Consider the following 24,455-nt stretch of genomic DNA (forward strand, 5'->3'; position numbering starts at 1 on the left):
GGCGTCGGTGTCGGGCCGTCGGGGCCTACCACCGGGACACAGTCTGACGCACCGCGCCGACAGCCCGCGCAGCCCCCGGCAAACCCGCAGTCCACAGATTCGGCCCGCCCCGACCGTTTTCCGTGGATCGATCTTGAACTACGCGTGGTCGTAGTAGTAGGGGGTGTGGATACCGTGGATAACCGGTATATGCGCAGGTCAGAGCCGCTTTTTTATCCACTTCGGGGTGTGGGTGGACCCGTGGATAAACCCCCTGTGTCTGTGGATGCCCGAATTGGCTCCACAGGTCGTCCCCAGCCGTACCCCCGGTTGTCCCCAATCAATCCCCAGGTTGGGGGCCACTTGTCCCCACCCCCTGCGGACGCCGTTCGGCACGGGATTCACCGTAAAGGGTGAAACCAGCCCGACTGTGGACAGATCCGTGGACAACCTGGGGACAAGCCGCGAATTCCGGTGGACGGGACGTGGACAACCGGACAACGCGACGATGGACGGTGTGACACGGGAAAGTTATCCACAGTCTGTGGAGGACTTCGCTCCACATCACCACAGGAACCTGACCTGCCGGCTCGCCGGGGTTTTCCCCAGGTTCTCGCAGCCATTGTGGGGAACTCGACGGTAAACAGGTCGTCCCCATGGTGTGGATGCCCGACTCGGTGCCGATCGGTGGATAACTCGCCCTCATCGGAGCCGATGAGATGAAGGTCACATCGCACACACGAAGGCCGGCGCCCCGAAAAGGGAACGCCGGCCGGCCCGAGCGGGTGATCGGGGCTCGAATCAGCTCTTGATCCGGTTCGTCAACTCGGTCACCTGGTTGTAGATCGACCGCCGCTCGGCCATCAGCGAGCGGATCTTGCGGTCGGCGTGCATCACGGTGGTGTGGTCGCGCCCGCCGAACTGGGCGCCGATCTTCGGCAACGACAGATCGGTCAGCTCGCGGCACAGATACATGGCGATCTGGCGTGCGGTCACCAGCACCCGGCTGCGCGAGGTGCCGCACAGGTCCTCGACGGACAACCCGAAGTAGGCCGCAGTGTGCGCCATGATCGTGGTCGCCGTGATCTCGGGCCCCGCGCTGTCCGGAATCAGGTCCTTGAGCACGATCTCGGTCAGCTGCAGGTCCACCGGCTGCCGGTTCAGGCTCGCGAACGCGGTCACCCGGATCAGTGCGCCCTCCAGCTCGCGGATGTTCCGGGAGATCTTGCTGGCGATGTACTCCAGCACGTCCGGCGGCGCGTTCAACCCCTCCTGGATCGCCTTCTTGCGCAGGATCGCGATCCGAGTCTCCAATTCGGGCGGCTGGACGTCGGTCAACAGCCCCCACTCGAAACGATTGCGCAGTCGATCCTCCAGGGTCACCAGCTGTTTGGGCGGCCGGTCCGACGAGATGACGATCTGCTTGTTCGCGTTGTGGAGCGTATTGAAGGTGTGGAAGAACTCCTCCTGGGTCTGCTCCTTGGTCTCCAGGAATTGGATGTCGTCCACCAGCAAAACGTCGACATCTCGATAACGTCGGCGGAAGCCGTCGGCCTTGCCGTCGCGGATCGAGTTGATGAACTCGTTGGTGAATTCCTCCGAGCTCACGTAGCGCACCCGGGTGCCCGGATACAGGCTTTTCGCGTAGTGCCCGATCGCGTGCAGCAGGTGGGTCTTGCCCAGCCCCGACTCGCCGTAGATGAACAGCGGGTTGTACGCCTTCGCGGGCGCCTCGGCCACGGCCACCGCCGCCGCGTGCGCGAAGCGGTTGCTGGAGCCGATGACGAAGGTCTCGAACAGGTACTTGGGGTTCAGCCGCGCGGCGGGCTCGTGCTCGACCACCCCGTGCTCGCGACCGGTGCCCGGCCGGGCCAGCCGCAGCGGCCGATTCCCGGGCACGTCGGCCGGCGGGACCGAGGGCGGCTGGTGGGGCGGCGACTGCTGCGGCGGCTGCGGGGCGCCCGAAACCGGCTCTCTGTCGCCGGATTGATGTGTCGAATTATCCACAAAGCTGTGGACGGAGGGTGTGGAAAAGCCGGGTGCCCCGAACAGGTCTTCGCGATCGGCGAAGAGCGTTCCGTCGGACGGCGGGATTCCCGGATGGTCGGACGAGCCGCCCGGCCCGCCGCCATATCCGTATTGATCACGGGAATCGCGCGGATCGCGGGCGTCCCGGTGGTCGCGATCTCGCGGATCCCGACCGTCCCGGCCCTCGCGCGCCTCCCGGGGATCACGCGGCTCGCGGGGATCACGCTGGTCCCGATACGGTCCGGGCGCGTAGCGCTCGTGCGGGTAGTCCTGCTGGTACTGCGGCTCGGCGTACGGGTCGCGGTCCTGGCGATACGGCTGCTGGCCGTACGGCTCCTGCGGGTAGGGCTCCTGGGGGTAGCCGTCGCGGCCGTAGCGGTCGCCGTAGGCGGGACGCCCGTACGGGCCGGGGTTGTAGTCGTCGTGCCGGGGCGAGCGCTCGTGCCGCTCGGGCACCTGCTCCGGCTCGCCCGCGCCCGGCTCGACGCTGACCGCGAAGCGGATCGGCCGCCCGAAACCGTGGCTCAGCGCGTCCGTCACCACCTGGCGGAGCCGGGTCTCCAGCACTTCCTTGGCGAACTCGTTGGGCACCGCGAGCAGTGCGGTGTCGGAGAAGAGGGTCAGCGGCTGGGTGCGCTGGAGCCATCCCTTGTCCTTGGCCGTGACCGAGTCGTCGGTGGCCAGTCGTTCCAGGAACCGTGCCCAGACTGCGGCGAGGTCGCTGGTGATGTCAGCCACAGTGCACGCTCTTTCATTGCATCGACGCAGGTCTCGGGAGGGCTCCCAGTGTCCCGGACCCCGGGAGCGAGCGCTCCGGTCCGACTCCACCAGTTCACGGTAGTGGCGGCCATCCACCCGCTCAAGCCGTTGTCCACAGCCTGTGCACAGCCTGCCCGACGGGGCGTTTCCGCAGGTGGGCGACGTGCCCCGGATCCCCCATTTGACCCCGTCCCCTGTTGGTACGTACCGTGGGCCGGTCTAGTTGTCTGACGACCGCTGCCGCATGTCCGAGATCATGTCGATGCGGACGTACGGTGGTGGCCGGCGGTCTTTTCTGCCGGCCCACGATTCAAATCCTGGAGCCCCCGAGTGAGCAAGCGCACCTTCCAGCCGAACAACCGTCGCCGGGCGAAGACCCACGGGTTCCGGCTGCGCATGCGCACCCGTGCCGGTCGCGCCATCCTTGCTGCCCGTCGCCGCAAGGGCCGCGCGGAGCTTTCCGCCTGAGTTCGCGGATCTCTCCGTGCTGCCTGCCGATAACCGGCTGAGGCGGCGCGAGGACTTCGCGATCGCGGTTCGCCGCGGGCGTCGAGCCGGCCGTCCGAGCCTGGTCGTCCACCTGCATCGCCAGGAGACGAGCGGGCTCGGCGCGCCCACGTACACCCCGGCGACCGCGCAGCCGTCCGAGCCGGACACCCTGCGCCAATCTGTGGCAGAGGACCCGCACGCGGAAGTGGAGCACGCTCCACCACCGCGTGCGGGTTTCGTCGTGAGCAAGGCCGTCGGCCCCGCTGTTGTCCGTAACGTCGTCAAGCGTCGGCTACGCCACCTCATACGCGATCGGATGGCCCTGCTCCCGGCAGGTAGCCTGGTCGTGGTACGGGCATTGCCACCCGCAGCCCAGGCGGACCATTCCGACCTGGCACGGGATCTGGACGCAGCGTTCGACCGGCTCCTGGGCCGGGCCGGGCGCCCCGTCGCGGTTCGAGCGGATGGGCCCGCGGCCAAGCCGGGAGCGACGGCGTGAAGTACCTGTTCATGGGGTTCATTCGGGTCTATCAGTGGACGATCAGCCCGATGCTGGGGCCGGTGTGTCGCTTCTACCCGTCGTGCTCGCATTATGGGTATGAGGCGATGTCCGTGCACGGTGCCGTCAAGGGCACCTACCTCACCGTGTGGCGCATCCTGCGCTGCAACCCCTGGAACTCTGGCGGTGTCGATCCTGTGCCGCCGCGCACACGCCGACCGTGGCGACTTCCCGAGCGGAAGTCGCGCTCGGAGTCGGAGCCGCAGGAGCGGCAGCAGACGTCCAGCACCGGCCGTACCGAGCCCGCGCCCGGTGCGAACACCACCGCCCGAGGAGCTTGACCGTGGGGATTCTTAACCCCCTATATACCGCCGTCTCGTGGATCATCGTCCAATTCCACTCGTTGTTCAGCCCGATCTTCGGCGAGAACAGCGGCTGGTCGTGGGGGCTGTCCATCGTCTGCCTCGTGGTCGTCATCCGGATCTGCCTGATCCCGCTCTTCGTGAAGCAGATCAAGGCGACCCGTGGACTCCAGGCGCTGCAGCCGCGCATCAAGGAAGTCCAGAAGCGGTACAAGGACGACCGCGAGCGGCAGTCCCAGGAAATGATGAAGCTCTACAAGGAGACGGGCACCAACCCGCTCTCGAGCTGCCTTCCGATCCTGGTGCAGTCGCCGTTCTTCTTCGCCCTGTTCCACGTGCTCCAGCGGGTGTCGCAGAACAAGACGGTCGGCGTCATCGACCGCGACCTGGTGAACAGTGCCCAGCAGGCGCACATCTTCGGCGCGCCGATCGCCGCCAAGTTCACCGACTCGGCGGCCAAGATCGCCAGCCTCGGGGCCGACCTCACCACGGTGCGCATCGTCACGGTCGTGATGATCATCCTGATGTCCGGGTCGCAGTTCTTCACCCAGCGTCAGCTGATGACGAAGAACACCGACCCCGCTTCGCTCGTGGGCAACCCGTTCGCGAAGCAGCAGAAGCTGATGATGTACGCGTTCCCGATCATGTTCGCGGTCTTCGGCATCAACTTCCCCGTCGGTGTGCTCGTCTACTGGCTCACCACGAACGTGTGGACGATGGGTCAGCAGCTGTTCGTGATCAACCGCAACCCCACCCCCGGCAGCCCGGCGTTCAAGGTGCGGCAGGAGAAGCTGGCGGAGAAGGCGCGCAAGCAGGGCAAGGTGCTGCTGCCCGACGGCAAGCTGATGGACCAGGCCGAGTACGACGCCCAGCAGGCGGAGATCAAGGCCCAGGCCGCCCGGCGCCAGCAGCCCACCCGACTGACCAAGTCGCAGCGCAAGGCTCGGGCCCGGGACGAGGCGGAGGCGGCCGGTGCCGACGCCGAGGAGACCGCCGACACCGACACCGCGACGCGCAACGGCTCGGGTACACCCGCCAGGTCGAACGGCGCGGTCAAGGGCTCGACCGCGCGGACGCCGCACTCCGGTGCGCGCAACGCCGGTCAGCGCCGGCCGACCCAGGGCCGGAAGCACCCGAGGAAGAAGTGACCGCCCTCGACGGGCCGGCCGCCGCCCACCCCCACGACTCGCTCACTCGTCCACAAAGGAGTTCCCCTGTGACGGAAGGCACGACCCCCGCCGTCGACTCACCCGCCGCGTCGCGTCGGATCACGCTCACCGCGGAGGAGATCAGCCGTCTGGAACAGGAGGGTGAGATCGCCGCGGACTACCTGGAGGCCCTGCTCGACATCGCCGACCTCGACGGCGACATCGACATGGACGTCGAGGGCGGGCGCGCGTCGGTCTCGGTGATCGCGGGCGAGGAGAGCGAATCCTCCGGCGCCGACCTCAAGCGCCTCGTCGGTCGTGACGGTGAGGTCCTGGAGGCCCTTCAGGAGCTGACCCGACTCGCGGTGCACCGGGAGACCGGCGAGCGCAGCCGGCTGATGCTGGACGTGGACGGGTTCCGTGCCGCCAAGCGGGCGAACCTGGCGCGGATCGCCGGTGAAGCGGTGGAACGGGTCAAGGCCGCGGGTACCTCGCTCAAGCTCGAGCCGATGACCCCGTTCGAGCGCAAGGTCGTGCACGACACCGTCGCGGAGGCCGGACTGCGCAGCGAGTCGGAGGGCGAGGAGCCCAATCGCTGCGTCGTCGTCCTGCCCGCCTGATCGGATCCCCGGATCCGTTTCCGCCAACCGTCGCGCCGGCCCCACCTGCACCACAGGTGGGGCCGGCGCCGTTCTTGGGATGATGTTCCACGTGAAACGTCAGGACGACACGACCCCCGACCCGCCGGCGGACGAACGCGCGCCCGAGGCTCCGGAAGCGGCAGGGCGGCTCTTCGGGGCCAACCTCGACCGCGCGATCCGCTATGCCGACATGCTGGCCGGCCCCGGCGTGCGCCGCGGCATGGTCGGTCCGCGTGAGGTCGGCCGGCTCTGGGAGCGGCACCTGCTCAACTGCGGGGTGGTCGCCGAATTGATCGCGGAGAACGCGATCGTGCACGACGTCGGCTCGGGCGGGGGCCTGCCCGGCATTCCGCTCGCCCTGGTCCGTCCGGACCTGCGGATCACCCTCGTCGAGCCGCTGCTGCGGCGCACCACGTTCCTCGACGAGGTGGTCGACGAACTGGGCCTGGACAACGTACGGGTGCTGCGCGGCCGTGCCGAGGAGGTGCGCGGGCGTACCTGGGCCGACGTGGTCACCGCGCGCGCGGTGGCGCCGCTGGCCAAGCTCGCCGGATGGGGGCTGCCCCTGCTCGCCTCCGGCGGCGAGATGTTGGCGCTCAAGGGCGACTCGGCCGCCGACGAACTGCTGGAGTCGGAGGCGGATCTGCGCAAACTCGGCGCGGTGTCGTGGGCGGTCGCGCATGCGGGTGCCGGGATCGTGGATCCGCTGACCACCGTCGTGCGGGTACGGATCGGCACCGTCGCGCCCAAGGAGTCGAAGGCGGCCAAGGCGCGCCGAACCGCCAAGCCGGCCCGGCGGCGCCCCGCCAAGTAGGCGAACTCGCCCACGGGTTGGGCCGGACGGCTGAAACGCCGTTCCTGCCCGCTCGGGGTGTGTCGTGAACGCCGTCCCCCGACCGCACCCGGGATCGTGTTTCACGTGAAACGCCTTCCGTGGAAACGCTTCTACTCACCTGAGGCGCGCCGGAACGTGACACCCTCTGAGGGTGCCGCCGCAGTGCGTGGTCATTCCGTCGGCCCGAGTTCCCATGTCGCCGCGGCAGGAGAGGAGAGTGGACCGTTGCCGTCCGAGTATCCGACAGCCTCGATGCCGGCGCCCCGTGTGGGTGCCGCCGTCGACGTTTCACGTGAAACAGAGGCGCCCGGTATCGAAGACACCCCGATCGCCCGCGCGGCCAGACAGGCCGTGGAGACGATGGGGCGCGCCTCGGAGGGGTTGCCCCGCCCCGAGCGCACCCGCGTCATGGTGGTCGCGAACCAGAAGGGCGGCGTCGGCAAGACCACGTCGACCGTGAACCTCGCGGCCGCGCTGGCGATGCACGGCGCGCGCGTGCTGGTGATAGACCTCGACCCCCAGGGCAACGCCTCCACCGCGCTCGGGGTGGACCATCACGCCGGCACGCCGTCGATCTACGAGGTGCTGGTCGAGGGTCGCGATCTGGCCGAGGTCGTGCAGCCCGTGCGCGACGTCGAGGGACTGTTCTGTGCCCCGGCCACGATCGACCTCGCCGGGGCCGAGATCGAACTCGTCTCGTTGGTCGCTCGGGAGAGCCGGCTGCAACGTGCGATCGCCGCCTACGAGCAGCCGCTGGACTACATCCTGATCGACTGCCCGCCCTCGCTCGGGCTGCTGACGGTGAACGCGCTCGTGGCGGGCGCCGAGGTGGTCATCCCGATCCAGTGCGAGTACTACGCGCTGGAGGGGCTGGGCCAGTTGTTGCGCAACGTGGAACTGGTCCGCGCACACCTGAACCCGAACCTCGGCGTCTCGACGATCCTGCTGACGATGTACGACGCCCGGACCCGGTTGGCCTCGCAGGTGGCCCAGGAGGTGCGCGACCACTTCCCGGACGAGGTGTTGCCCACCGCGATCCCGCGTTCGGTCCGCATCTCCGAGGCGCCCAGCTACGGGCAGACCGTGATGACCTACGACCCGGGGTCCACCGGAGCGTTGTCGTATCTTGAAGCGGCTCGGGAGATGGCGCTGCGCGGTGTGGCGAAGGCGAAGGAGGAAGTATGAGCGGACAACGCAGGGGATTGGGCAAGGGGCTCGAATCGCTCATCCCGGCCCGGCCGTTGAAGCCGTCCTCCTCCGCCGCGGCGACCTTGCGGAAGATGGCGGAGATAGCGACGGACGAGTCGGCCCTGTCGCCGACCTCGGTGCCGTTGCAGGATGCGCCGAAGACCGAACCGGCTCCGCCGGCCGCGCTGTACGCCGAACTGCTCGTCGATCTGATCGAGCCGAACCCGCGGCAGCCGCGTGAGGTGTTCGACGAGGACGCGCTGGCCGAACTGGTGCAGTCGATCCGGGAGGTGGGTGTCCTCCAGCCGGTCGTGGTGCGCTCGACCAACGAGGGCAGCTACGAACTGGTGATGGGCGAGCGCCGGTTGCGGGCCTCCCGGATCGCCGGGCTGACCCGCATCCCGGCGATCGTGCGGGTGACCAACGACGACAAGATGCTGCTCGACGCGCTCTTGGAGAACCTGCACCGTGCCGAGCTGAACCCGCTCGAAGAGGCACTGGCCTACCAGCAGTTGCTGGAGGAGTTCCGGTGCAAGCAGGAGGAGCTGGCGGATCGTATCGGTCGTTCGCGTTCGCATCTGAGCAACACGATGCGGCTGCTGCGGCTGCCGATGGAGGTGCGCACCAAGGTGGCGGCGGGCACGTTGCTCGCCGGGCACGCGCGTGCGTTGCTGGCCCTGCTGGATCGGCCCGACGAGCTGATCAAGCTGTCGAAGCGGATCATCGCCGAGGGCATGACGGTGCGTACGGTCGAGGAGATCGCGCGCACGATCAACAACCAGGAACCGGCGGCGAAACCGAAGCCGCAGAAGCCGCGTCCGGGCGCGATCGTGGCGCCCGCGCTGAACCATCTCGCGGATCGGCTCAAGGACCGGTTCGAGACCGAGGTGAAGGTGGTGCTCGGTCCGAAGAAGGGCAAGATCGTCGTCGAGTTCGCCTCGGTCGAGGACCTGGAGCGCATTCTCGCCTCGATGGCGCCCGGCGAGGGTGACCAGTTCGCCAAGCAGCTCGCCGAGCGGGAGGTGCCGAGCCAGGCCGGGCGGGCTCGCGGCGCGGCGGCGGCCGGTGTCACGGCGTCGGCGCAGGAGGCGGGAGCCGAGGCGACGTCGGCCGCCGCGAACGACACGGACGACGCGGAGACTTCGGTGCTCGTCCCGTAGCGGCATCGCCATGGGCCCGTAGCGGCTCGGCAAAGGAGAGTGGGAAGGGGCCCGCGGTCGTTGACCGCGGGCCCCTTCCTTGCTTGTGTTTCACGTGAAACGCGCCGCCGCCGGAGATCGCGGCGTGCCGATGTTTCACGTGAAACCTGTCCGCACCCCTGGAGGGACGATGAGGTCGAAGCGCTGGATCCTGGCGGGTCTGGGCGTGGGCGCCGTCGGCGGGTTCGTCGGCGGCCTGCTCGGTGGCTCGCCGCGGTCTCGGGTGCCCGGTCCGTCGCCGTGGACGCCCGCGGGTCCCGCGATCCCGGTCCATGCGCTGCCGCAGGGCTCACGGTGGCCGGTGGATCGGGACGGCCCGACGGATCGGACCGCCCGGGCACGGCCGGGCGGGTAGCCGCGATCGGTGGGGGCGCGGAAGCAGGTCGGGAAAGGGATCGATCCGGTGTGTGGTGATCGTCCGCCGCCCGCTTCGGCGCGGACGGTCAGGTGAAGACGGGCAGCCGCAACATCCCCGTGGGCACGTCCTCGTCCGGCGGCAGGTAGAGCCGCTGGAGGGCCACGACGACCGATTCGGCGGCGTGGTCGCGGAATTCCGAGGAGGCGAGCCGGGCCGCGTCGTCCACGTTGGTGAGGTAGCCCATCTCGATGCGCACGGCGGGCATCCGGGTGCGTCGCAGCAGTGTCCACGCCTTGCCGTGGGTGCGGCCGTCCACCATGCCGGTACGCGCCACGAGTTCGCGCTGGACCAGGCTCGCGAAGTGCTCCCCGGTGGGCGAGCGTCGCCCGTACCGGTCGCTGCCGCTGCCGTAGTAGTAGCACGCGACCCCGGCGGCACGCGGGCTGTCGTTGCGATCCGCGTGCAGGGATATCACGAGGTCGGCGTCGGTGGCGTTGGCGAAGGCCGCCCGCTCCTCCTCGCCGATGCCGTCCTCGGCCGGCCCGCGGGTGAGGTAGGCGCGCACGCCCAGAGCGGACAGGCGGCCCTCCAGGCGCCGGGCCAGGTCCCACATCACCTCGGCCTCGGTCAGCCCGTGTGCGACCACGCCGGCGTCCGCGCCGCCGTGGCCCGGGTCGATCACCACGGTCTTGCCGGCCAGCGACGGGCCGGAGCGGTGCAGCAGTTCGGACTCGCGCATCGCGTGCGGTTGGCCGCCGACGACCGTGCGCGCGAGCCGGTCGAGGGCTCGGAACGTGGCCGGTCCGCACGTACCGTCCGCGCCGAGTCCGTAGTTGCGTTGGAATTCGCGCAGGGCGCGCTCGGTGGCCGGGCCCAGAATGCCGTCCACCCGGCCGCAGTCGAAGCCCATGTCGAGCAACCGCTGCTGGAGGGTGGCCACATCGTCCCCGACGGTGGGGTGGCCGGCCGAGTAGGACAACATGCGGTCGCCGAGGCGCCACCGTGCCTCGTCGAGGTGACGGTAGGTCTCCGGGCCGACGACGCCGTCCACGGTCATCGCGCGCTGCTGCTGGAAGTGCCGGACGGCGAGGTCCACGGAGTCGTCGAACACTGCGTCCGCGTAGCCGCCGAGGCCGTCCGGACCGCCGGTGTCGGTCGGCCTGGGGGCACCGGCGGGCAGGAGGCCGAGCAGCACCAGTTTGGACCTGATCTCGGCCACTGCGGGGCCGGTGTCACCGCGTCGGTACCGCCGCTGCATGGTCATGGAAAGAAGTCCTCCCGAGTTTTGACGCAACACTCGATCGTACGCGCGCATCCGGTCCTTCCCGTACCGGAGCGGGGGTCCGGGGGGCCTCGATTCCACACCGCGCGCCGGGGCGGGTCGGGCGCGCGTCCGGCGGTGCGTGCGCGTGGCCCGGTCGTCGCCGCCGGCCGGTACGCCCTGACACGCGCGAAGGGCGCTCCCCGGTTCCGGGAAGCGCCCTTCGCGCACGGCCGATGCGATCGACTCAGATGAGCCCGTCGAGCTCCCGCATAAGCGCCGCCTTCGGCTTGGCGCCGACGATCGTCTTGACGATCTCGCCGCCCTGGAACACGTGCAGGGTCGGGATCGACAGCACGCCGTAGCGGGTGGTGATCTCCGGGTTCTCGTCGATGTTCAGCTTCGCCACGGAGAGCTTGTCGCTGTTCTCCGCCGCGATCTGCTCGAGCGCCGGGGCGATCTGGCGGCAGGGGCCGCACCACTCGGCCCAGAAGTCGACGAGCACGGGCTTGTCGCTCATCAGGACGTCTGTGTCGAAGGTCTTGTCGGTGACTGTGGTGGTGGCCCCTGCCATGGGTTGCTCCTCGGTGTGCTGGGGGTGGGACGGATGAAGGACGGACGACGGGGTGTGGGCGCGGTCAGGCGCTCGCGCCGTCGGCGAGCGAGGCGAGGTAGTGCTCGGCGTCCAGGGCGGCCGCGCAGCCGGTGCCGGCCGCGGTGATCGCCTGGCGGTAGGTGTGGTCCACGACGTCGCCCGCCGCGAAGACGCCGGTGAGGTTGGTCCGCGTGGTCGGCGCGTCGACCTTGATGTAGCCCTCGTCGTCGAGGTCGATCTGGCCGCGCACCAGCTCGGTGCGCGGGTCGTGGCCGACCGCGATGAACAGGCCGGTGACCGCCAGGTCGCGCAGCTCGCCGGTGACGGTGTCGCGCAGCTGCACGCCGCTGAGCTTGCCGTCGCCCCGGATCTCGGCGACCTCGCTGTTCCAGGCGAACGAGATCTTCTCGTTCGCGAACGCCCGATGCTGCATCGCCTTGCTCGCGCGCAGTTCGTCGCGGCGGTGGATCACCGTCACCGAGCGGGCGAAGCGGGACAGGAACGTGGCCTCCTCGATCGCCGAGTCGCCGCCGCCGACCACCGCGATGTCCTGGTCACGGAAGAAGAAGCCGTCGCAGGTGGCGCACCAGGACACACCGCGGCCGGACAGCGCGTCCTCGTTGGGGAGGGAGAGCTTGCGGTAGGCGGACCCGGTCGCCAGGATCACCGCGCGCGCCTTGTGTACGGTGCCCGCGCTGTCGGTGACCGTCTTGACGTCGCCCGCGAGGTCGACGGCGACGATGTCGTCCGGCACCAGCTCGGCGCCGAAACGCTCGGCCTGCTTGCGCATGTTGTCCATCAGGTCCGGACCCATGATGCCGTCCGGCCAGCCGGGGAAGTTCTCGACCTCGGTGGTGTTCATCAGCGCCCCGCCCGCGGTGACGGCGCCTTCGAAGACCAACGGCTTCAGGTCCGCGCGCGCTGCGTAGACGGCGGCCGTGTACCCGGTCGGACCGGATCCGATGATGATCACGTTGCGGACGTCGCTCACGCTGAGCCTTCCCTGGTTCCTTGTCGAGCCTCGTGCCGGTGGTCGGCGTCGGCTGTGCGGGTCTGCGAAACCCGCGCCCCGAGAGATGCGGTGTCTCGTTCGACAACGGATCCTAGGCGCGCACCATTCCCGGGTCACAACGCCGCGGGTGCGGCGTGCCGGGGATCACCTTCTCGGTACCTCGGTGCTCAACAGGAGCGCGCCGGCGAAGGCGGTCGAGGGGGGTACGGCGGCCGGCGGGCTCGCCGAGGTGTCGGCGGTGGAGCGCGGGACGCACGACGCGTCCACGATGTACACCCGGACCCGGTCGGTGTTCGGGCCGGGCAGGACCACCACCCACGCGGGTTTGCCGGTAAAGCTGCCGGGGTCGGCGGCCAATGCCCGCGGTGCGTCGGGACCCACCGCGGCGGCCACGCACGCGGGCAGCCCGCGCGGCGCGCGGTCGGCGCGGTGCAGCAGCAGCGAGACCTGGTCGGCCAGTCCGGCGGCGGTGTACACCGTCGGCGCGGCGGTGGACGCCGTCAGCGGGGTCTGCGGCGTGTGCTCCTCCGCGTTCGCCCCGGGGCGCTCGCCCGACGTGCCGGGCGGGGCGGCGGCCTTGGGCGCGGACGCGTCGGTGTTGCTCGTGACGGCGCTCGACCGGTGGTCCGAGTCGCCGTCGTCGCCGGTGCCGACCACGATCGTGACGCCCAAGGCCACCGCGGCCGCGGCGGCGGCGATCAGGAGCAGTGGCCCGCGCCGCCGACGGCGAGCCCGGTCCAGCGGGACGACGACGTGCTCGGCGGGCGGCGCGCCGTGCTCGGTCGGCGGGGTGCTCGGCGCGCGCGGCGGTGTCACGACCGACACCGACACCGGCAGCGGCTTCGGCGGCTCGGCGGGGCGCGGGGGCGGCAGCGCGGCCAGGGCCAGCGCGTCGTCGATCCGGGCGATCACGTCGGCGGGCATCGGCTCGGCCGGTTGTCCGCCGAGCAGTTCGCGCACCTCCGCGAGCGCGTCGCGGGTGTCGCGGCACTCGGCGCACTCGGCGAGATGCGCGTCGAGCGCGGCCGCCTCGGCCGTGGTGAGCAGTCCCTCGACGAGGTCGGACAGCACTTCGACGTCGATGTGCTCGCTCATCGTGTGCCACCTCCCTCCATGCTCGTGCCGCCCGTATCGGGGGTCGGACCGCCGGCTCGTGGGCGGTCGTCCGTCGATGGGACGGATTGTCCCGCCGCGGGGTTCCCCGGGGACCCGGCCGGGCCCGGTGGCCCGCTCTCGCGCAGGTGCCGCACCAGGGGCAGGAGCTTGGCCCGACCGCGGGCGCAACGACTCTTGATGGTGCCGGACGCGACGTCGAGGATCCTGGCCGCCTCGTCGACGGGATAACCCTCCATGTCCACCAGGACGAGCGCGGCGCGCTGCTCGGCGGGGAGGGTGGCCAGCGCGGCGAGCAGCGCCTCGCGGGTCTCGCCCCGGACCGCCGGATCCTCCTGCGTGGGCGCGGGCAGCCGCTGGTCCAGATCCTCGGGCAGCGGTACCGCCGGGCGGGCGGCGCGGCGGCGGGCCCGGTCCAGGCAGGCGTTGACCACGATCCGGTGCAGCCATGTCGTGACGGCCGCGCGGCCCTCGAACCGTCCCGCCGCACGGTAGGCGGAAACCAGGGCGTCCTGGAGGGCGTCAGCGGCTTCCTCGCGGTCCCCCAGGGTGCGCAGGGCCACCGCCCACAGCCGATCGCGGTGCCGGCGCACGAGTTCGCCGAACGCGTCGGGGTCGCCGTGGGTGTGCCGGGTGAGCAGATCGGCGTCGGTGACGTCCGCGTACGCCGATCCGCTGCGCTCGGTACTCACCGCCTACCTCCCCTGGGCCCGGGGTCATCCTGGCATGCGATGCGGCGGCGCCGGAGGCAGGTCCGGCTCGATCGTTCGGACAAGGTCAGCTGTTGACCGTGAAGGTGATCTCGCGCCAGGCGTTCTGATGCCCCGGCGTGTAGATGTGGTAGCCGTTGACGTCCTGGAGAACCTTGGGCATCGCGGTCATCAGGACCAGTACGTACTGGGTCTTGATCGCCTGGTCGGAACGGATGCTCACCTCGGCCGCATCGGTCGACTTGCTGCCCACGGTGGTGGTGAAGGCGTCCTGGCTCGACGGCATCGACGCGGCTCCCGGCGCGGCCTTGAGCGTGATGGTGGTGGTGGCTCCGCCCGTGCCCAGCGCAAGGTCGAGGCCGCGGACGTCCATCGGTTCGCCGAGGTCGTAGATGATGCCGTACCCCTTGCGGCCGTTGTAGTCGACCGTCGGTCCGTCCTTCATCATGTTGGTCTGCCAGTACGTGTCGCGGTTTTTGTCGTAGGTCTTCACCACGTCCTCCTGATCGGCGGGCGCGCCGCCGATCGAGATCTCCGTGCCGCGCGTGGGGGTGGTCACCCGCGTGGGTGCCGGAGCCACCGGTGCCTGGGTCGGCGTGCTCGACTGGCTGCCGCTCTGCTTCTCCAAGGGCGGTTTCTTCTTCTCGCCGTCGCCCACGTGGCTGGCCACCTGCCACGTCACCAGCACGATGGCGAGCACCACCAGGACCGCGACCGCGCCCTTGACCGCGGCGCCGAACCGGCCGCCCAGCGGCGGTGGCGGGGTGACCGGCGGTCGGGCCGGGCCGACCGGGCCGCGGCCGCCGCCGGAGTAGCCCGCCGAGGCGTAGACCGTCCGGTTCGGCGTCGGGGTGTAGATCGGGTACTCGTCCGGCTCCGGGCCGCCGACGATGGTGTTCTGCTCCGGCGGGTGCATCTCCGGGATGGCGGTGATCGCCGCGGACAGCTCTCCCGGTGTCTCGAACGCCGGTTCGTGCTTGACCTCGTGGCCGAGCGCGCGCATCGCCAGGGCGGCGAGCGTGTCGTCCACGCCGGCCCGGATCTGGCCGGGCGCGCACAGCCTGCCGCCGGTGAACGGCGCGGCCTGCAGGCCGTATTCGGTGCCCTCGACCCAGCGTCGGGTCAGCGCGGCGTACATCAGCCGGCCGACCGCGTGCGTGTCGTCGCGGGCCGCGTCGGTGGTGTCGTGTCCGTACAGCGCGGCCTCGACCGCCAGGCCGACGATCTTGTACTGGCCGGTGTGCATGCGCAGTACGTTCTCCGGCGTGAGCCGCAGGTGCGACAGGCCGGCGCGGTGTGCGACGGACATCGCCTGGGCGAGCGCGCGGGTGAGTTCGTAGACCTCGTGCGGCGGCAGCGGGGCGCTTTCGAAGACCTTGGTGAGGTTGTCCGCGTCGGGCAGCCACTCCTTCACCACATAGATCAGGCCGTCCTGTTCGGCGCAGTCGAGGACCTGGACGAAGCGGGGGTCGCCCATCAGCGCGGCGGCGCGGGCGGCGGCGATCACCGCCCGACCGTGTTCACCGCCGGCGGGGACGATGTGTACGCCCACCGCGCGCCGCAACTTCTCGTCCACCGCGCGCCAGGTCTCGCTGCGGCCGTTCTGGGACAGGCGGTGTTCGAGTCGGTAGCGCTCGGCGAGTCGGGTGCCTCGGTTGACCCGGGGGGCGGGGGGCTCCGGGGCGGGCGCGGGCGCGGCCGGCGCGCCGCCGGAGTTTGCGTCGCTGTCGCCGTGGTCACCGTCGGCATCGCCGTCGTCCGTCGGCTTCCGCACGACCGGTTCGGCCGCTGCCTCGACCGCCGCTTCGGTGTTCTTCGCGGTCGCGGTCGCGGTCGCGGTCGGCTCGGCGGTCTCAGCCGCCGCTTCGTCGGAGTCGGGACCGGCAGGCGACCCGGATTCGGAGCCGGCGTCGGGTTCGGGCTCGGAACCGATGGGCAAAACCGTGGTGGTGGTTCCGGAGGTCTTCTCGTCCGAACCGACACGTTTGTCCAACGATGTGTCAGAAGCCTTTGTCGGTACGGGGTTTGCCTCACCCGTCGCTAGGTCGACGGATCCTGCGGTTCGGTCCGTCACCTCGGCCTCATCCTCCTCGTCGGCACACTCATCGTAGAGGTGAGGCTTCTCGGGCCGTTGGTCAGGGACGACCTCTACATACCTTGAGACTCCCGGACCCCTCTTCGGGTTGCCTCCTCGCAAGATCCGAAAGGAAACCGAGACCGGCGTATCGGGAGCATTACCCCCGTTTCGCCGAGAGCCACACCCTCACTCGCCCCATGGTGGTGCATCCCACACCGTTCCGCCCGCCGAATTCCCGGTGGGAATCCGGCGGGCGGGGGCGGTACGGCCGCGCGCGTGACCCGGTCAGCGCCCGAGTCGGCCCTTGATCATCCCGGTCATCGCGCTCATCTCCTCGACGCGCATGCGGTTCGCCGCGATGAAGAACACCACGAACATGGTCACGATCCCGGCGCCGACCGCGATCGCCGAGCCGCCCATGGCCGAGCCGAAGTGGCCGGTACACACCCGGGCCACGAAGAACGCCGCGGCGCCGCCGATCCCGGCGGCGATCAGCAGCCGGGTGTAGGTCCGGGTCACCCGGCGGCCGTCCAGGTCGCCGAGCCGCTTCTTCAGCCGTTGCGCGGCCAGCAGCACGCCGACGAGGTAGGCCAGGCTGTAGCCGCCCGCGATGCCGACACCGGCCCACTTGGTGGGCAGCGCGACATAGGCCAGGCCCGCGAAGGCCGCCTGGGCGCCCGCGATCCACACGGTGTTCAGGAACGGTGTCCGGGTGTCCTCGTACACGTAGAAGCCGCGCAGCAGCACGTACTGCGCCGAGTACGGGATCAGGCCCAGGCCGAGTGCCATCAGCATGTAGCCGATCCAGTGCGCGCTCTGTTCGCCGGTGGGCGCGAAGATGAAGCCGCCGATGTCGCGGCCGAGGGCCACGAAGATCACCGCGCAGGGGATCATCGCCACCGCCGACAGGCGCAGGCCGGAGGAGATGTCGCCGCGCACGCTGGCCTCGTCGCCGTCGGCGGCGGCGCGACTCATCCGGGGCAACATCGCGGTCATCACCGACACGGTGATCACCGCCTGGGGCAGCTGCCAGATCAGCAGCGCGCTGCTGTAGGCGGTGAAGCCGACGCCGAACTGGATGTTCTGGTCCCGCGCGTCGACGTCGATCGCGGTGGCGAGCTGGGTCACCACCAGATAGCCGGCCTGGTTGGCCAGCACGAACAGGAACGTCCACTTGGCCAGCCCGAGCGCCTTGCCCATCCCCGAGCCGCGCCAGTCGAAGCGCGGCCGGAAGCGGAACCGGGCCGACTTGAGATACGGGATCATCGCCATCGACTGCACGACCATGCCGAGCAGCGTGCCCAGACCCAGCAGCCGGATCTCGTCCGGGGTGATGGTGTCCGAGTTCTGCCCGGTGTTCTTCTGGGTGCCGGCCACCCAGATGTACAGGCCGAACGTCGCGATGATGACGATGTTGTTCAGGACCGGGGTCCACATCATCGGGCCGTAGCGCTCGCGCGCGTTGAGGATCTGCCCGAACAGCACGTGCAGGCCCATGAAGAAGATGATCGGCAGGCAGTAGCGCGCGAAGGTGATCGCGAGCTCGTAGTCCTGATGATGTTTGGCCAGCGAGTTCGCGAACGCCCGGATCAGCAGCGGCGCGCCGAACCAGGCCAGCATCACCAACCCCGCCAGCACCGTCATCACCAGCGTGAGCAGGCGGTTCGCGTACGCCTCGCCGCCGTCGTCGTCCTGGCGCATGGCCCGCACCAGCTGCGGTACGAACACCGCGTTCAGCGCGCCGCCGCCGACCAGGATGTACAACAGCGTCGGCATCGTGTTGGCGACGTTGTAGGTGTTCGCCAGGATCGCGGTGCCCAGCGCCGCCGCGGCGACCAGGTTGCGGACGAAGCCGGTCATCCGGGACACGATCGTGCCCGCGGCCATCACGGCGGAGGACCGCATTATCCCGCCGAGCTTGCTGCCCTTCCGGCCGCCGCCGCCGACCGGGATGCCGGCCATGCGCTCCTCGGCGCCCGAGCCGGGCATCCGATAGACGGGCGAGGTGGACGGGTTCACCGGGACCGGCGGGGCGTCGAGGACGGCGCTCGCCGACATCGACGCGGCGGCCGCCTCGGCCCGGTGCTGGGTCTCGTAGCGCTGGTACGCCTCGGTGTACGAGGGCATGCCCGCGATGTCGCCGGCGAGGCCGAGGTTGATGCCGGTCAGCGTCTGGTCCATCAGCCAGCCGCCGGGGCGGTCGTAGTCGCCCCAGCCGCCCTGGCCCTGCTGCGGGCTCGGCTGCTGCGGGACGTACGACTGCTGCTGGTACGCCTGCGGTTGGTGCTGCTGCTGCGGTTGTTGCGCGTAGTTCTGCGCCTGCGGCGCCTGTGGCTGCTGCCCGTACGGGTCGCCGGAGCCGTAGCCGCCGTGGTCGCCGTACTGCTGCGGCGCGCCGGAGGGGTCGTAGTGCTGCGCGGGGTCGTACTGCCGAGAAGGGTCGTACGGCGCCGCCTCGGGGGTGAAGATCTCGTCCACGCCCACGTACGGGTCGTTGCCGGGCGGGTCGCTCAACTCGTCGCGGAACCACGCCCCGCCGTCCTGGGCGGGCTGCTGCTGTTGTTGTTGCTGCCCGTAGGGGTCGTAGCCGCCGCCCGACTGGGCGCCGTAGGGATCCCCGTAGGCCGGTTCGGGGCCCGCGCCGTAGCCGCCCTGGCTCTGATAGCCCTGCTGCGGGTACTCGGGCTCGCCGTAGCCCGGGTGCGCGTTGGGGTCGGGATAGCCCTGCTCCCCGGGGTGCGCGTACGGATCCGGCGGTTGCGCGGCGTAGGGATCGGCCGGCTGCCCGTACGGATCGACGTACTGCTGCAGGTAGGGGTCGGCGGGCGGCCGACCCCGGTAGGGATCGTCGTGCGCGCCGTCGTCCGGCTCGGCGGAGCCGCCGGTGTACGGCTGACGTTCGTCGCTCCGGTCGCTCATGCGGGCGGGCCCTCGTCTTCTCGGTCAGGTTGAGTGTCCGGTGCCCACTTTCTCATTCGGGGCGGTCGGTCGTGGATCCCAACGGTGTGTGTCCGTGCGGGTCGGCCGGATCGGGCGGTCTGTTCCCGCCGGCGTGCGGGTGCGTCGGACGGGGTGGCGACCACCCCGATATCGGCCGGATCCGGTCCCCGTCGGCGTCGTCCGGGGGATCGGATTCCGCCGGCGGATCGACGTCGTCCTCACCATCCTCGCCGTGCGTGTCCCCGGCAAGGGCGGCCTCCCGGCGCTTGCGTAGGAACGCGCGGAGCGAGAACACCGCGAGCAGGAACGCGAGGCCGCCGATGATCCAGCGGGTCAGCGCGTCGATCGTGGTGGTGTTCACGAAGAACGACTGCGCCGGATTCACCGCCCGCCCGTCCGGGGTGAGCAGCGCCACGTCGACCATGACCTTGCCATTCGCGGCCGATTTCGCCGAGATCGGCACCTCGAGCCGGCGGCCGTCGGGCACCGTCACGGTGGCCGGGTCGCCCAGCTTGAGCCGGTTGGGCTGGTGCGAGGTGACCGCCACCCGCACGTTGATCGGCTGCTGGAGGTTGTTCACCACGGTCACCGGGATGTTGCCCTCGTCGCCGGACAGCGTCACCCCGGTTCTGCGGATGATGTAGACGAGCGATTCCAGCTCGCGCAGTCCCCGGGTCACGCCCAACCGGTAACGATCCGCCCCCTGCGTGTCGCCGCGCCACGAGGTGGACAACATGCGCAGCAGCGCGGGGTCGAACGGGCCGGTCACCCGCTCGGGCCGGGTCAGGATCGAGGCGAAGGTCTGCATCGACCCGGCCAGGTTGTCGGTCTCCGCCAGGTATTGCGCGCTCGGTTCGGAGGCGCGCACGCCCTTGGGGTAGGCGGCCGACTTGCGGGCGGGCAGCGGACCGGGCTCGGCGGCCAACTCGGCCAGGCCGGTGGGTTGCGTCCACTCGGCCGACGCGGCCATCACGTCGCGCAGCACGCCCGCCAGCGCGGTGTCCATCAGCCGCGGCGGGGCGACCAGCACGCTGCGGGTGGGCTTGAGCGTGGGCTCCTGCAACACGATGGTCAGGAACTCGGCCAGCAACTGCTGGGTGGTCAGCACCGCCTGGCCCGGCGCCCTGGTGTCCGCGGCCAGCAGCGTGTCGATGTCCGGGTCGGTGACCAGCGCGGTGCCCTTGTCGGCGCCCGGCAGGGACGCGGTGGCCAGCGGTGTGACGTTGAGGTCCTTGGTCGGCGGCAGGCTCGCGCCGGCGGTGATCACCGTGCCGGCGCCGCTGTTGCCGGCCAGGGAGACGATCGAGGGGTCCAGCGCGCCGGAGGCGGGCCAGGCGACGTCGGCGCGTGCGGGCCTGCCCAGGATGCGCTGGAAGACGTCGGCGGATGCGATTTGGGCCTCGGTCAACAGCGGGCGCAGGTCCGTCTTGTCGGCGTCGAGCGCGTGCGCCACGGCGGCGATGTCGGTGTCGCCGTACGGGAGGCCGATCACGGGCTGGGGACCGATGGCGCCCTTGAGCCGGTCCAGCCATCCGGCGGCGGTTTGACCGCCGCCGCCCGCCAGCGTGTTCGAGATCTGGTTCGGCGTCGCCTTGGCCGTGTCCTCCTCGGCCGGTGGCTTGCCGTCCTTGGTCTTCTTCGGCTTGCCCGGCTCCAGGCTGCCGGGCGGCGCGACCCGATAGCCGCCGGCCATCTCGGCTGCGGAGTCCAGCAGTTCGGGGTCGATCGCCCAGTCGACCTTCATCCCGCCGCCGATCGCCGCCAGTTCGTACAACCGCCCGCCCGGGGCGAACAGCGCGGCCAGGTCGTCGTCGCGGAACACCGTCGTCTGGCCCTCGTCGCCGAGTGTGGTGCCGTCGCGGTGCGGTCGGTCGACCAGCGGCCAGACCATGCCGACCCGCAGTTTCGGTACGTTCTTCAGGCCGTTCTTGCCGACCCACGGCAGGAAGGTGCGGGTGGAGCCGACGACCCGGCCGCCGACCCGCGCCTCGATCGCGAGCGGGTACGCGCCGGGCTCGCCCAGATTGAGCGCGTCGGCGCGAATGTTGAACGACCACGGCCGGCCCGGCCCCGAGGCCGGCACCTGCACGGTCACCGGCTTGACCTCACGCACCAGGGAGCCGTTCGACTGGCCCTCCTCGGCCGAGGAGATGCCGCTGCGGAAGAGCGGTTCCGAGGTGCGCATCCGCACCGCCAGCTCCACCGTGTCGAGCGGCTTGGAGCCGCTGTTCAGCACCTGGCCCTCGACGGTGATGGTGCCGCCGGGCCTGGCGATCGGGGTCATCTTGGTGATCAGGATTCGGACGCCGTCGCCGTCGGCGGCGCGCACGACCGTCGGTGGCAGCGCGCCGAGCAGCGTGACGGCGAGCAGCAGGGCCAAAAGCAGCACACCGGCCACTCGACCGCGTCGCGGCGGTATCCCGGCCTCGGAGCGGATCCGGCGATCGCTCACGCGCTGTCCGCCAACAGCTCCGGGGCGAGTGTCGCCAACCGTCGTTCGTCGGGGTAGGCGAGGCGCGCGGAGAGCGCGCCGAGCGGAACCCAAGCCACCGCTTCGACCTCGATGTCGTCGTCCGACAGATCCCCGCCCGCCGCCTCCATGAGGTAGTGGTGGACGGTCTTGTGCACCCGCCGGTCCGGCGCGGTGAACCAATAGTCGATCACGCCGAGCGGAGCCAGCACCCGACCCACGATGCCGGTCTCCTCCTCGACCTCGCGCAGCGCGGCGTCCACCACGCTCTCGCCGTCCTCGATGTGCCCCTTGGGCAGCGACCACAGCAGCCGGCCGCGTCGATCCCGGCGAGCGATCAACGCCGCGCGCAACGTGAGCCGATCGATCACCAGACCACCCGCCGAGGTCTCCTCGACCACCTGCAGCCGACGGCGCGGCGGCGTGGTCTCGGAAGGCATCCGCCAAGCTTAGTGCGACATGCGCCACGCCATCACGCCATGATCACGCCGGCACGCCGACCGCGCGCGAGGGCGGCCCCGGCATAATGCGCGCGAGAGCCGCGGCCTCGACCCGTAACCTTGTCTCCCGTGCCGAACGCCAAGAACACACCCCTCCCGGACGACCCGCCGGCCGGCGGCGAGCTGAGCGCCGTCCAGCGCCGCGCCGTCACCGAACTGTTGCGCGTCGCCCCCGTCGCCGACGACCTCGCCCGCCGCTTCGAAGCGGCCGGGCACACGCTCGCGCTGGTCGGCGGTTCGGTGCGGGACGCCCTGCTCGGCCGGTTGGGCAACGACCTCGACTTCACCACCGACGCGCGCCCCGAACAGGTGCTGGCGATCGTGCGCCCCTGGGCGGACGCGGTGTGGGACGTGGGCATCGCGTTCGGCACGGTCGGCTGCCGCAAGAGGCTCGCCGGTTCGCCCGACTACCAGATCGAGATCACCACCTACCGCTCCGAGGCGTACGACCGCACCTCGCGCAAGCCGGAGGTCTCCTACGGCGACTCGATCGAGGACGACCTGGTCCGGCGCGACTTCACGGTCAACGCGATGGCGGTGGCACTGCCGGGGATCACGTTCGTGGACCCGCACGGCGGGCTGGCTGACCTGGCCGCGCGCGTCTTGCGCACCCCGGGCACCCCGGAGGCATCCTTCGGCGACGATCCGCTGCGGATGATGCGGGCCGCGCGCTTCGCCGCGCAGCTCGACTTCGAGGTCGCGCCCGAGGTGGTCGCGGCGATGCAGGACATGGCCGAGCGGATCGAGATCGTCTCCGCCGAGCGGGTCCGCGACGAGCTGAACAAGCTGATCGTGTCCGATCACCCGCGCAAGGGCCTGGAACTGCTGGTCACCACCGGCCTGGCCGAGCACGTGCTGCCCGAGCTGCCGACGTTGCGCCTGGAGGTGGACGAGCACCACCGGCACAAGGACGTGTACGAGCACACGCTGATCGTGCTCGAACAGGCGATGGCGCTGGAGCCGCCGGGCGAGCCGGACCTGGTGCTGCGCCTGGCCGCGCTGCTGCACGACATCGGCAAGCCGCGTACCCGGCGCTTCGAGGCGGACGGCCGGGTCTCGTTCCACCATCACGAGATGGTCGGCGCGCACATGTCCCGCAAGCGGCTCAAGGCCTTGAAGTATCCGAAGGACGTCACCGACGACATCACCCGCCTGGTCGAGCTGCACCTGCGCTTCCACGGCTACGGCACGGGCGAGTGGACCGACTCGGCGGTGCGCCGCTATGTGCGCGACGCGGGTCCGCTGCTCGATCGGCTGCACAAGCTGACCCGCTCGGACTGCACCACCCGCAACAAGCGCAAGGCGGCGACGCTGGCCCGGGCCTACGACTCGCTGGAGGAGCGGATCGCGCAGCTCGCCGAGCAGGAGGAGCTGGACTCGATCCGGCCGGACCTGGACGGCAACGAGATCATGAAGCTCCTGGAGGTGCCGCCGGGCCCACTGGTCGGCAAGGCCTACCGGCACATGCTGGAGCTGCGCCTCGAACACGGCCCGATGGACCACGAGACGGCCGTCGCCGCGCTGCGCGAGTGGTGGACGGCGAACGCCCGAGCCTGAGCACGCACGAAGCCCGCCGGTGGGACAACCGGCGGGCTTCGGTGTCGTACGAGTGCGGGGCGCCTACTCGAACTTGGCGCCCTTTTCCTCGAGTTGCTTCTTGGTCGCCTGGAAGTCTTCCTCGGTGGCGCTCATCGTCGAGATGGGGTCCAGCGCCTTGACGTCGGCCAGCGTCGTCTTCGAGGTGAAGGCCATGCAGACCACGCCCTTCTTGGAACCGGTCCAGTAGAACATCGCGAAGTAACCCGAGTTGTCCGGGAGACCGTCGCACTTGCTCTTGTCCGAGCTGCCGTCGACCTTCTTGAGGATCTTCCACTTGGCGTCCGGCGAGTCGCACTTGGCGATCTTCGGCATCTTGGACTTGCCGATGCCACCCTCGATGTGGCCCAGGCAGTCGCCGGCCTTCGCGGTGGTGGCGTCGTCCTTGTTGTAGTTCTTCGCGACCAGGCCGACGATGGCCAGGACGACCAGGACCGCGATCGGGATCAGGATCTTCTTCAGCTTGCTCTTGCGCGGCGGGGGCGGCGGCGGGCCGCCGTAGAAGCCCGGCTGACCGGCGGGCGGGTATCCGCCCGGCTGACCGGGCTGCTGCCCCCAACCCTGCTGCGGCTGGCCCGGCTGCTGCTGCCACCCGCCCTGCGGCGGCGGCTGCTGCCCGGGCTGCTGGTTCCAGCCCTGGTTCGGCTGCTGCGGGCCGTTGGGGCCGGGCGGGAAGGGATTGGACATGGGGGCGAT

20 protein-coding genes are annotated in these 24,455 nt (G+C 70.5%); 9 read left to right on the forward strand and 11 right to left on the reverse strand.

The window, feature by feature from the left end:
* Window positions 1-780: 780 nt before the first annotated feature.
* Window positions 781-2,745 (reverse strand): chromosomal replication initiator protein DnaA, encoded by a 1,965-nt coding sequence (gene dnaA, locus ACWGR4_RS15090; protein WP_452132420.1) that lies wholly within the window; start codon window positions 2,743-2,745, stop codon window positions 781-783.
* Between the two features lie 351 nt (window positions 2,746-3,096).
* Between dnaA and rpmH the strand changes: the two genes are divergently transcribed.
* The 8 genes from rpmH (at window position 3,097) to ACWGR4_RS15130 (ending at window position 9,088) form a co-directional block, all read left to right on the forward strand.
* On the forward strand, window positions 3,097-3,234 hold the full coding sequence (rpmH, locus tag ACWGR4_RS15095) for a 50S ribosomal protein L34 (RefSeq protein WP_010849920.1): 138 nt from the start codon (window positions 3,097-3,099) through the stop codon (window positions 3,232-3,234).
* A 16-nt stretch (window positions 3,235-3,250) separates the two neighbouring features.
* Window positions 3,251-3,754 (forward strand): ribonuclease P protein component, encoded by a 504-nt coding sequence (rnpA, locus tag ACWGR4_RS15100; RefSeq protein WP_452132421.1) that lies wholly within the window; start codon window positions 3,251-3,253, stop codon window positions 3,752-3,754.
* Window positions 3,751-4,095 (forward strand): membrane protein insertion efficiency factor YidD, encoded by a 345-nt coding sequence (gene yidD, locus ACWGR4_RS15105; protein WP_380003311.1) that lies wholly within the window; start codon window positions 3,751-3,753, stop codon window positions 4,093-4,095. Before rnpA ends, yidD begins: the two co-directional genes overlap by 4 nt.
* A 2-nt stretch (window positions 4,096-4,097) precedes the next feature.
* Window positions 4,098-5,264 carry a membrane protein insertase YidC gene (gene yidC, locus ACWGR4_RS15110; RefSeq protein WP_452132422.1) on the forward strand — a complete coding sequence of 389 codons (1,167 nt, stop codon included), beginning with the start codon at window positions 4,098-4,100 and terminating at the stop codon, window positions 5,262-5,264.
* A 68-nt stretch (window positions 5,265-5,332) separates the two neighbouring features.
* On the forward strand, window positions 5,333-5,884 hold the full coding sequence (locus tag ACWGR4_RS15115) for a Jag family protein (protein ID WP_371863052.1): 552 nt from the start codon (window positions 5,333-5,335) through the stop codon (window positions 5,882-5,884).
* An 82-nt stretch (window positions 5,885-5,966) separates the two neighbouring features.
* Entirely contained in the window at window positions 5,967-6,719 is a 753-nt protein-coding gene (rsmG, locus tag ACWGR4_RS15120) for a 16S rRNA (guanine(527)-N(7))-methyltransferase RsmG (RefSeq protein WP_380003531.1), read from the forward strand.
* A 273-nt stretch (window positions 6,720-6,992) separates the two neighbouring features.
* Complete coding sequence (locus tag ACWGR4_RS15125) at window positions 6,993-7,925, forward strand: ParA family protein (RefSeq protein ID WP_246126980.1); 933 nt, start codon at window positions 6,993-6,995, stop codon at window positions 7,923-7,925.
* The gene (locus tag ACWGR4_RS15130) at window positions 7,922-9,088 is read left to right on the forward strand and encodes a ParB/RepB/Spo0J family partition protein (protein ID WP_380003313.1); all 1,167 of its coding nucleotides are present in this window, start codon (window positions 7,922-7,924) and stop codon (window positions 9,086-9,088) included. The genes ACWGR4_RS15125 and ACWGR4_RS15130 overlap by 4 nt, the downstream gene beginning before the upstream one ends.
* A 482-nt stretch (window positions 9,089-9,570) precedes the next feature.
* Here ACWGR4_RS15130 and ACWGR4_RS15135 read toward each other — a convergent pair whose 3' ends face one another.
* The 9 genes from ACWGR4_RS15135 to ACWGR4_RS15175 form a co-directional block, all read right to left on the reverse strand.
* Window positions 9,571-10,749, reverse strand: a complete 1,179-nt coding sequence (locus tag ACWGR4_RS15135; RefSeq protein WP_380003314.1) for an N-acetylmuramoyl-L-alanine amidase — start codon at window positions 10,747-10,749, stop codon at window positions 9,571-9,573.
* A gap of 244 nt (window positions 10,750-10,993) precedes the next feature.
* A complete protein-coding gene (gene trxA, locus ACWGR4_RS15140; protein WP_452133013.1) occupies window positions 10,994-11,320 on the reverse strand; it encodes a thioredoxin in 327 nt (108 codons plus the stop codon).
* A gap of 64 nt (window positions 11,321-11,384) precedes the next feature.
* Window positions 11,385-12,332, reverse strand: a complete 948-nt coding sequence (gene trxB / locus ACWGR4_RS15145) for a thioredoxin-disulfide reductase (protein ID WP_380003316.1) — start codon at window positions 12,330-12,332, stop codon at window positions 11,385-11,387.
* A gap of 165 nt (window positions 12,333-12,497) precedes the next feature.
* The gene (locus ACWGR4_RS15150; protein ID WP_452133012.1) at window positions 12,498-13,448 is read right to left on the reverse strand and encodes an anti-sigma factor family protein; all 951 of its coding nucleotides are present in this window, start codon (window positions 13,446-13,448) and stop codon (window positions 12,498-12,500) included.
* Entirely contained in the window at window positions 13,445-14,158 is a 714-nt protein-coding gene (sigM, locus tag ACWGR4_RS15155) for an RNA polymerase sigma factor SigM (protein WP_452133011.1), read from the reverse strand. The genes ACWGR4_RS15150 and sigM overlap by 4 nt, the downstream gene beginning before the upstream one ends.
* Before the next feature lie 85 nt (window positions 14,159-14,243).
* Window positions 14,244-16,169: a protein kinase family protein gene (locus ACWGR4_RS15160; protein ID WP_452133010.1), complete on the reverse strand. Its 1,926-nt coding sequence runs from the start codon at window positions 16,167-16,169 to the stop codon at window positions 14,244-14,246.
* A 369-nt stretch (window positions 16,170-16,538) separates the two neighbouring features.
* Window positions 16,539-19,172, reverse strand: coding sequence for a murein biosynthesis integral membrane protein MurJ (gene murJ / locus ACWGR4_RS15165; RefSeq protein WP_452133009.1), 2,634 nt, complete (start codon window positions 19,170-19,172; stop codon window positions 16,539-16,541).
* A gap of 52 nt (window positions 19,173-19,224) precedes the next feature.
* Window positions 19,225-21,645 (reverse strand): DUF6049 family protein, encoded by a 2,421-nt coding sequence (locus ACWGR4_RS15170; RefSeq protein WP_452133008.1) that lies wholly within the window; start codon window positions 21,643-21,645, stop codon window positions 19,225-19,227.
* Window positions 21,642-22,103, reverse strand: a complete 462-nt coding sequence (locus ACWGR4_RS15175; RefSeq protein WP_078976297.1) for an NUDIX hydrolase — start codon at window positions 22,101-22,103, stop codon at window positions 21,642-21,644. Before ACWGR4_RS15175 ends, ACWGR4_RS15170 begins: the two co-directional genes overlap by 4 nt.
* Window positions 22,104-22,232: 129 nt before the next feature.
* Here ACWGR4_RS15175 and ACWGR4_RS15180 point away from each other — a divergent pair, with 129 nt between their 5' ends.
* Window positions 22,233-23,720: a CCA tRNA nucleotidyltransferase gene (locus ACWGR4_RS15180; RefSeq protein WP_452133007.1), complete on the forward strand. Its 1,488-nt coding sequence runs from the start codon at window positions 22,233-22,235 to the stop codon at window positions 23,718-23,720.
* A 63-nt stretch (window positions 23,721-23,783) separates the two neighbouring features.
* Here ACWGR4_RS15180 and ACWGR4_RS15185 read toward each other — a convergent pair whose 3' ends face one another.
* Window positions 23,784-24,446 (reverse strand): LppU/SCO3897 family protein, encoded by a 663-nt coding sequence (locus tag ACWGR4_RS15185; protein ID WP_380003323.1) that lies wholly within the window; start codon window positions 24,444-24,446, stop codon window positions 23,784-23,786.
* Between the last annotated feature and the right edge of the window lie 9 nt (window positions 24,447-24,455).

The sequence above is a fragment of the Embleya sp. NPDC055664 genome (assembly GCF_053618075.1).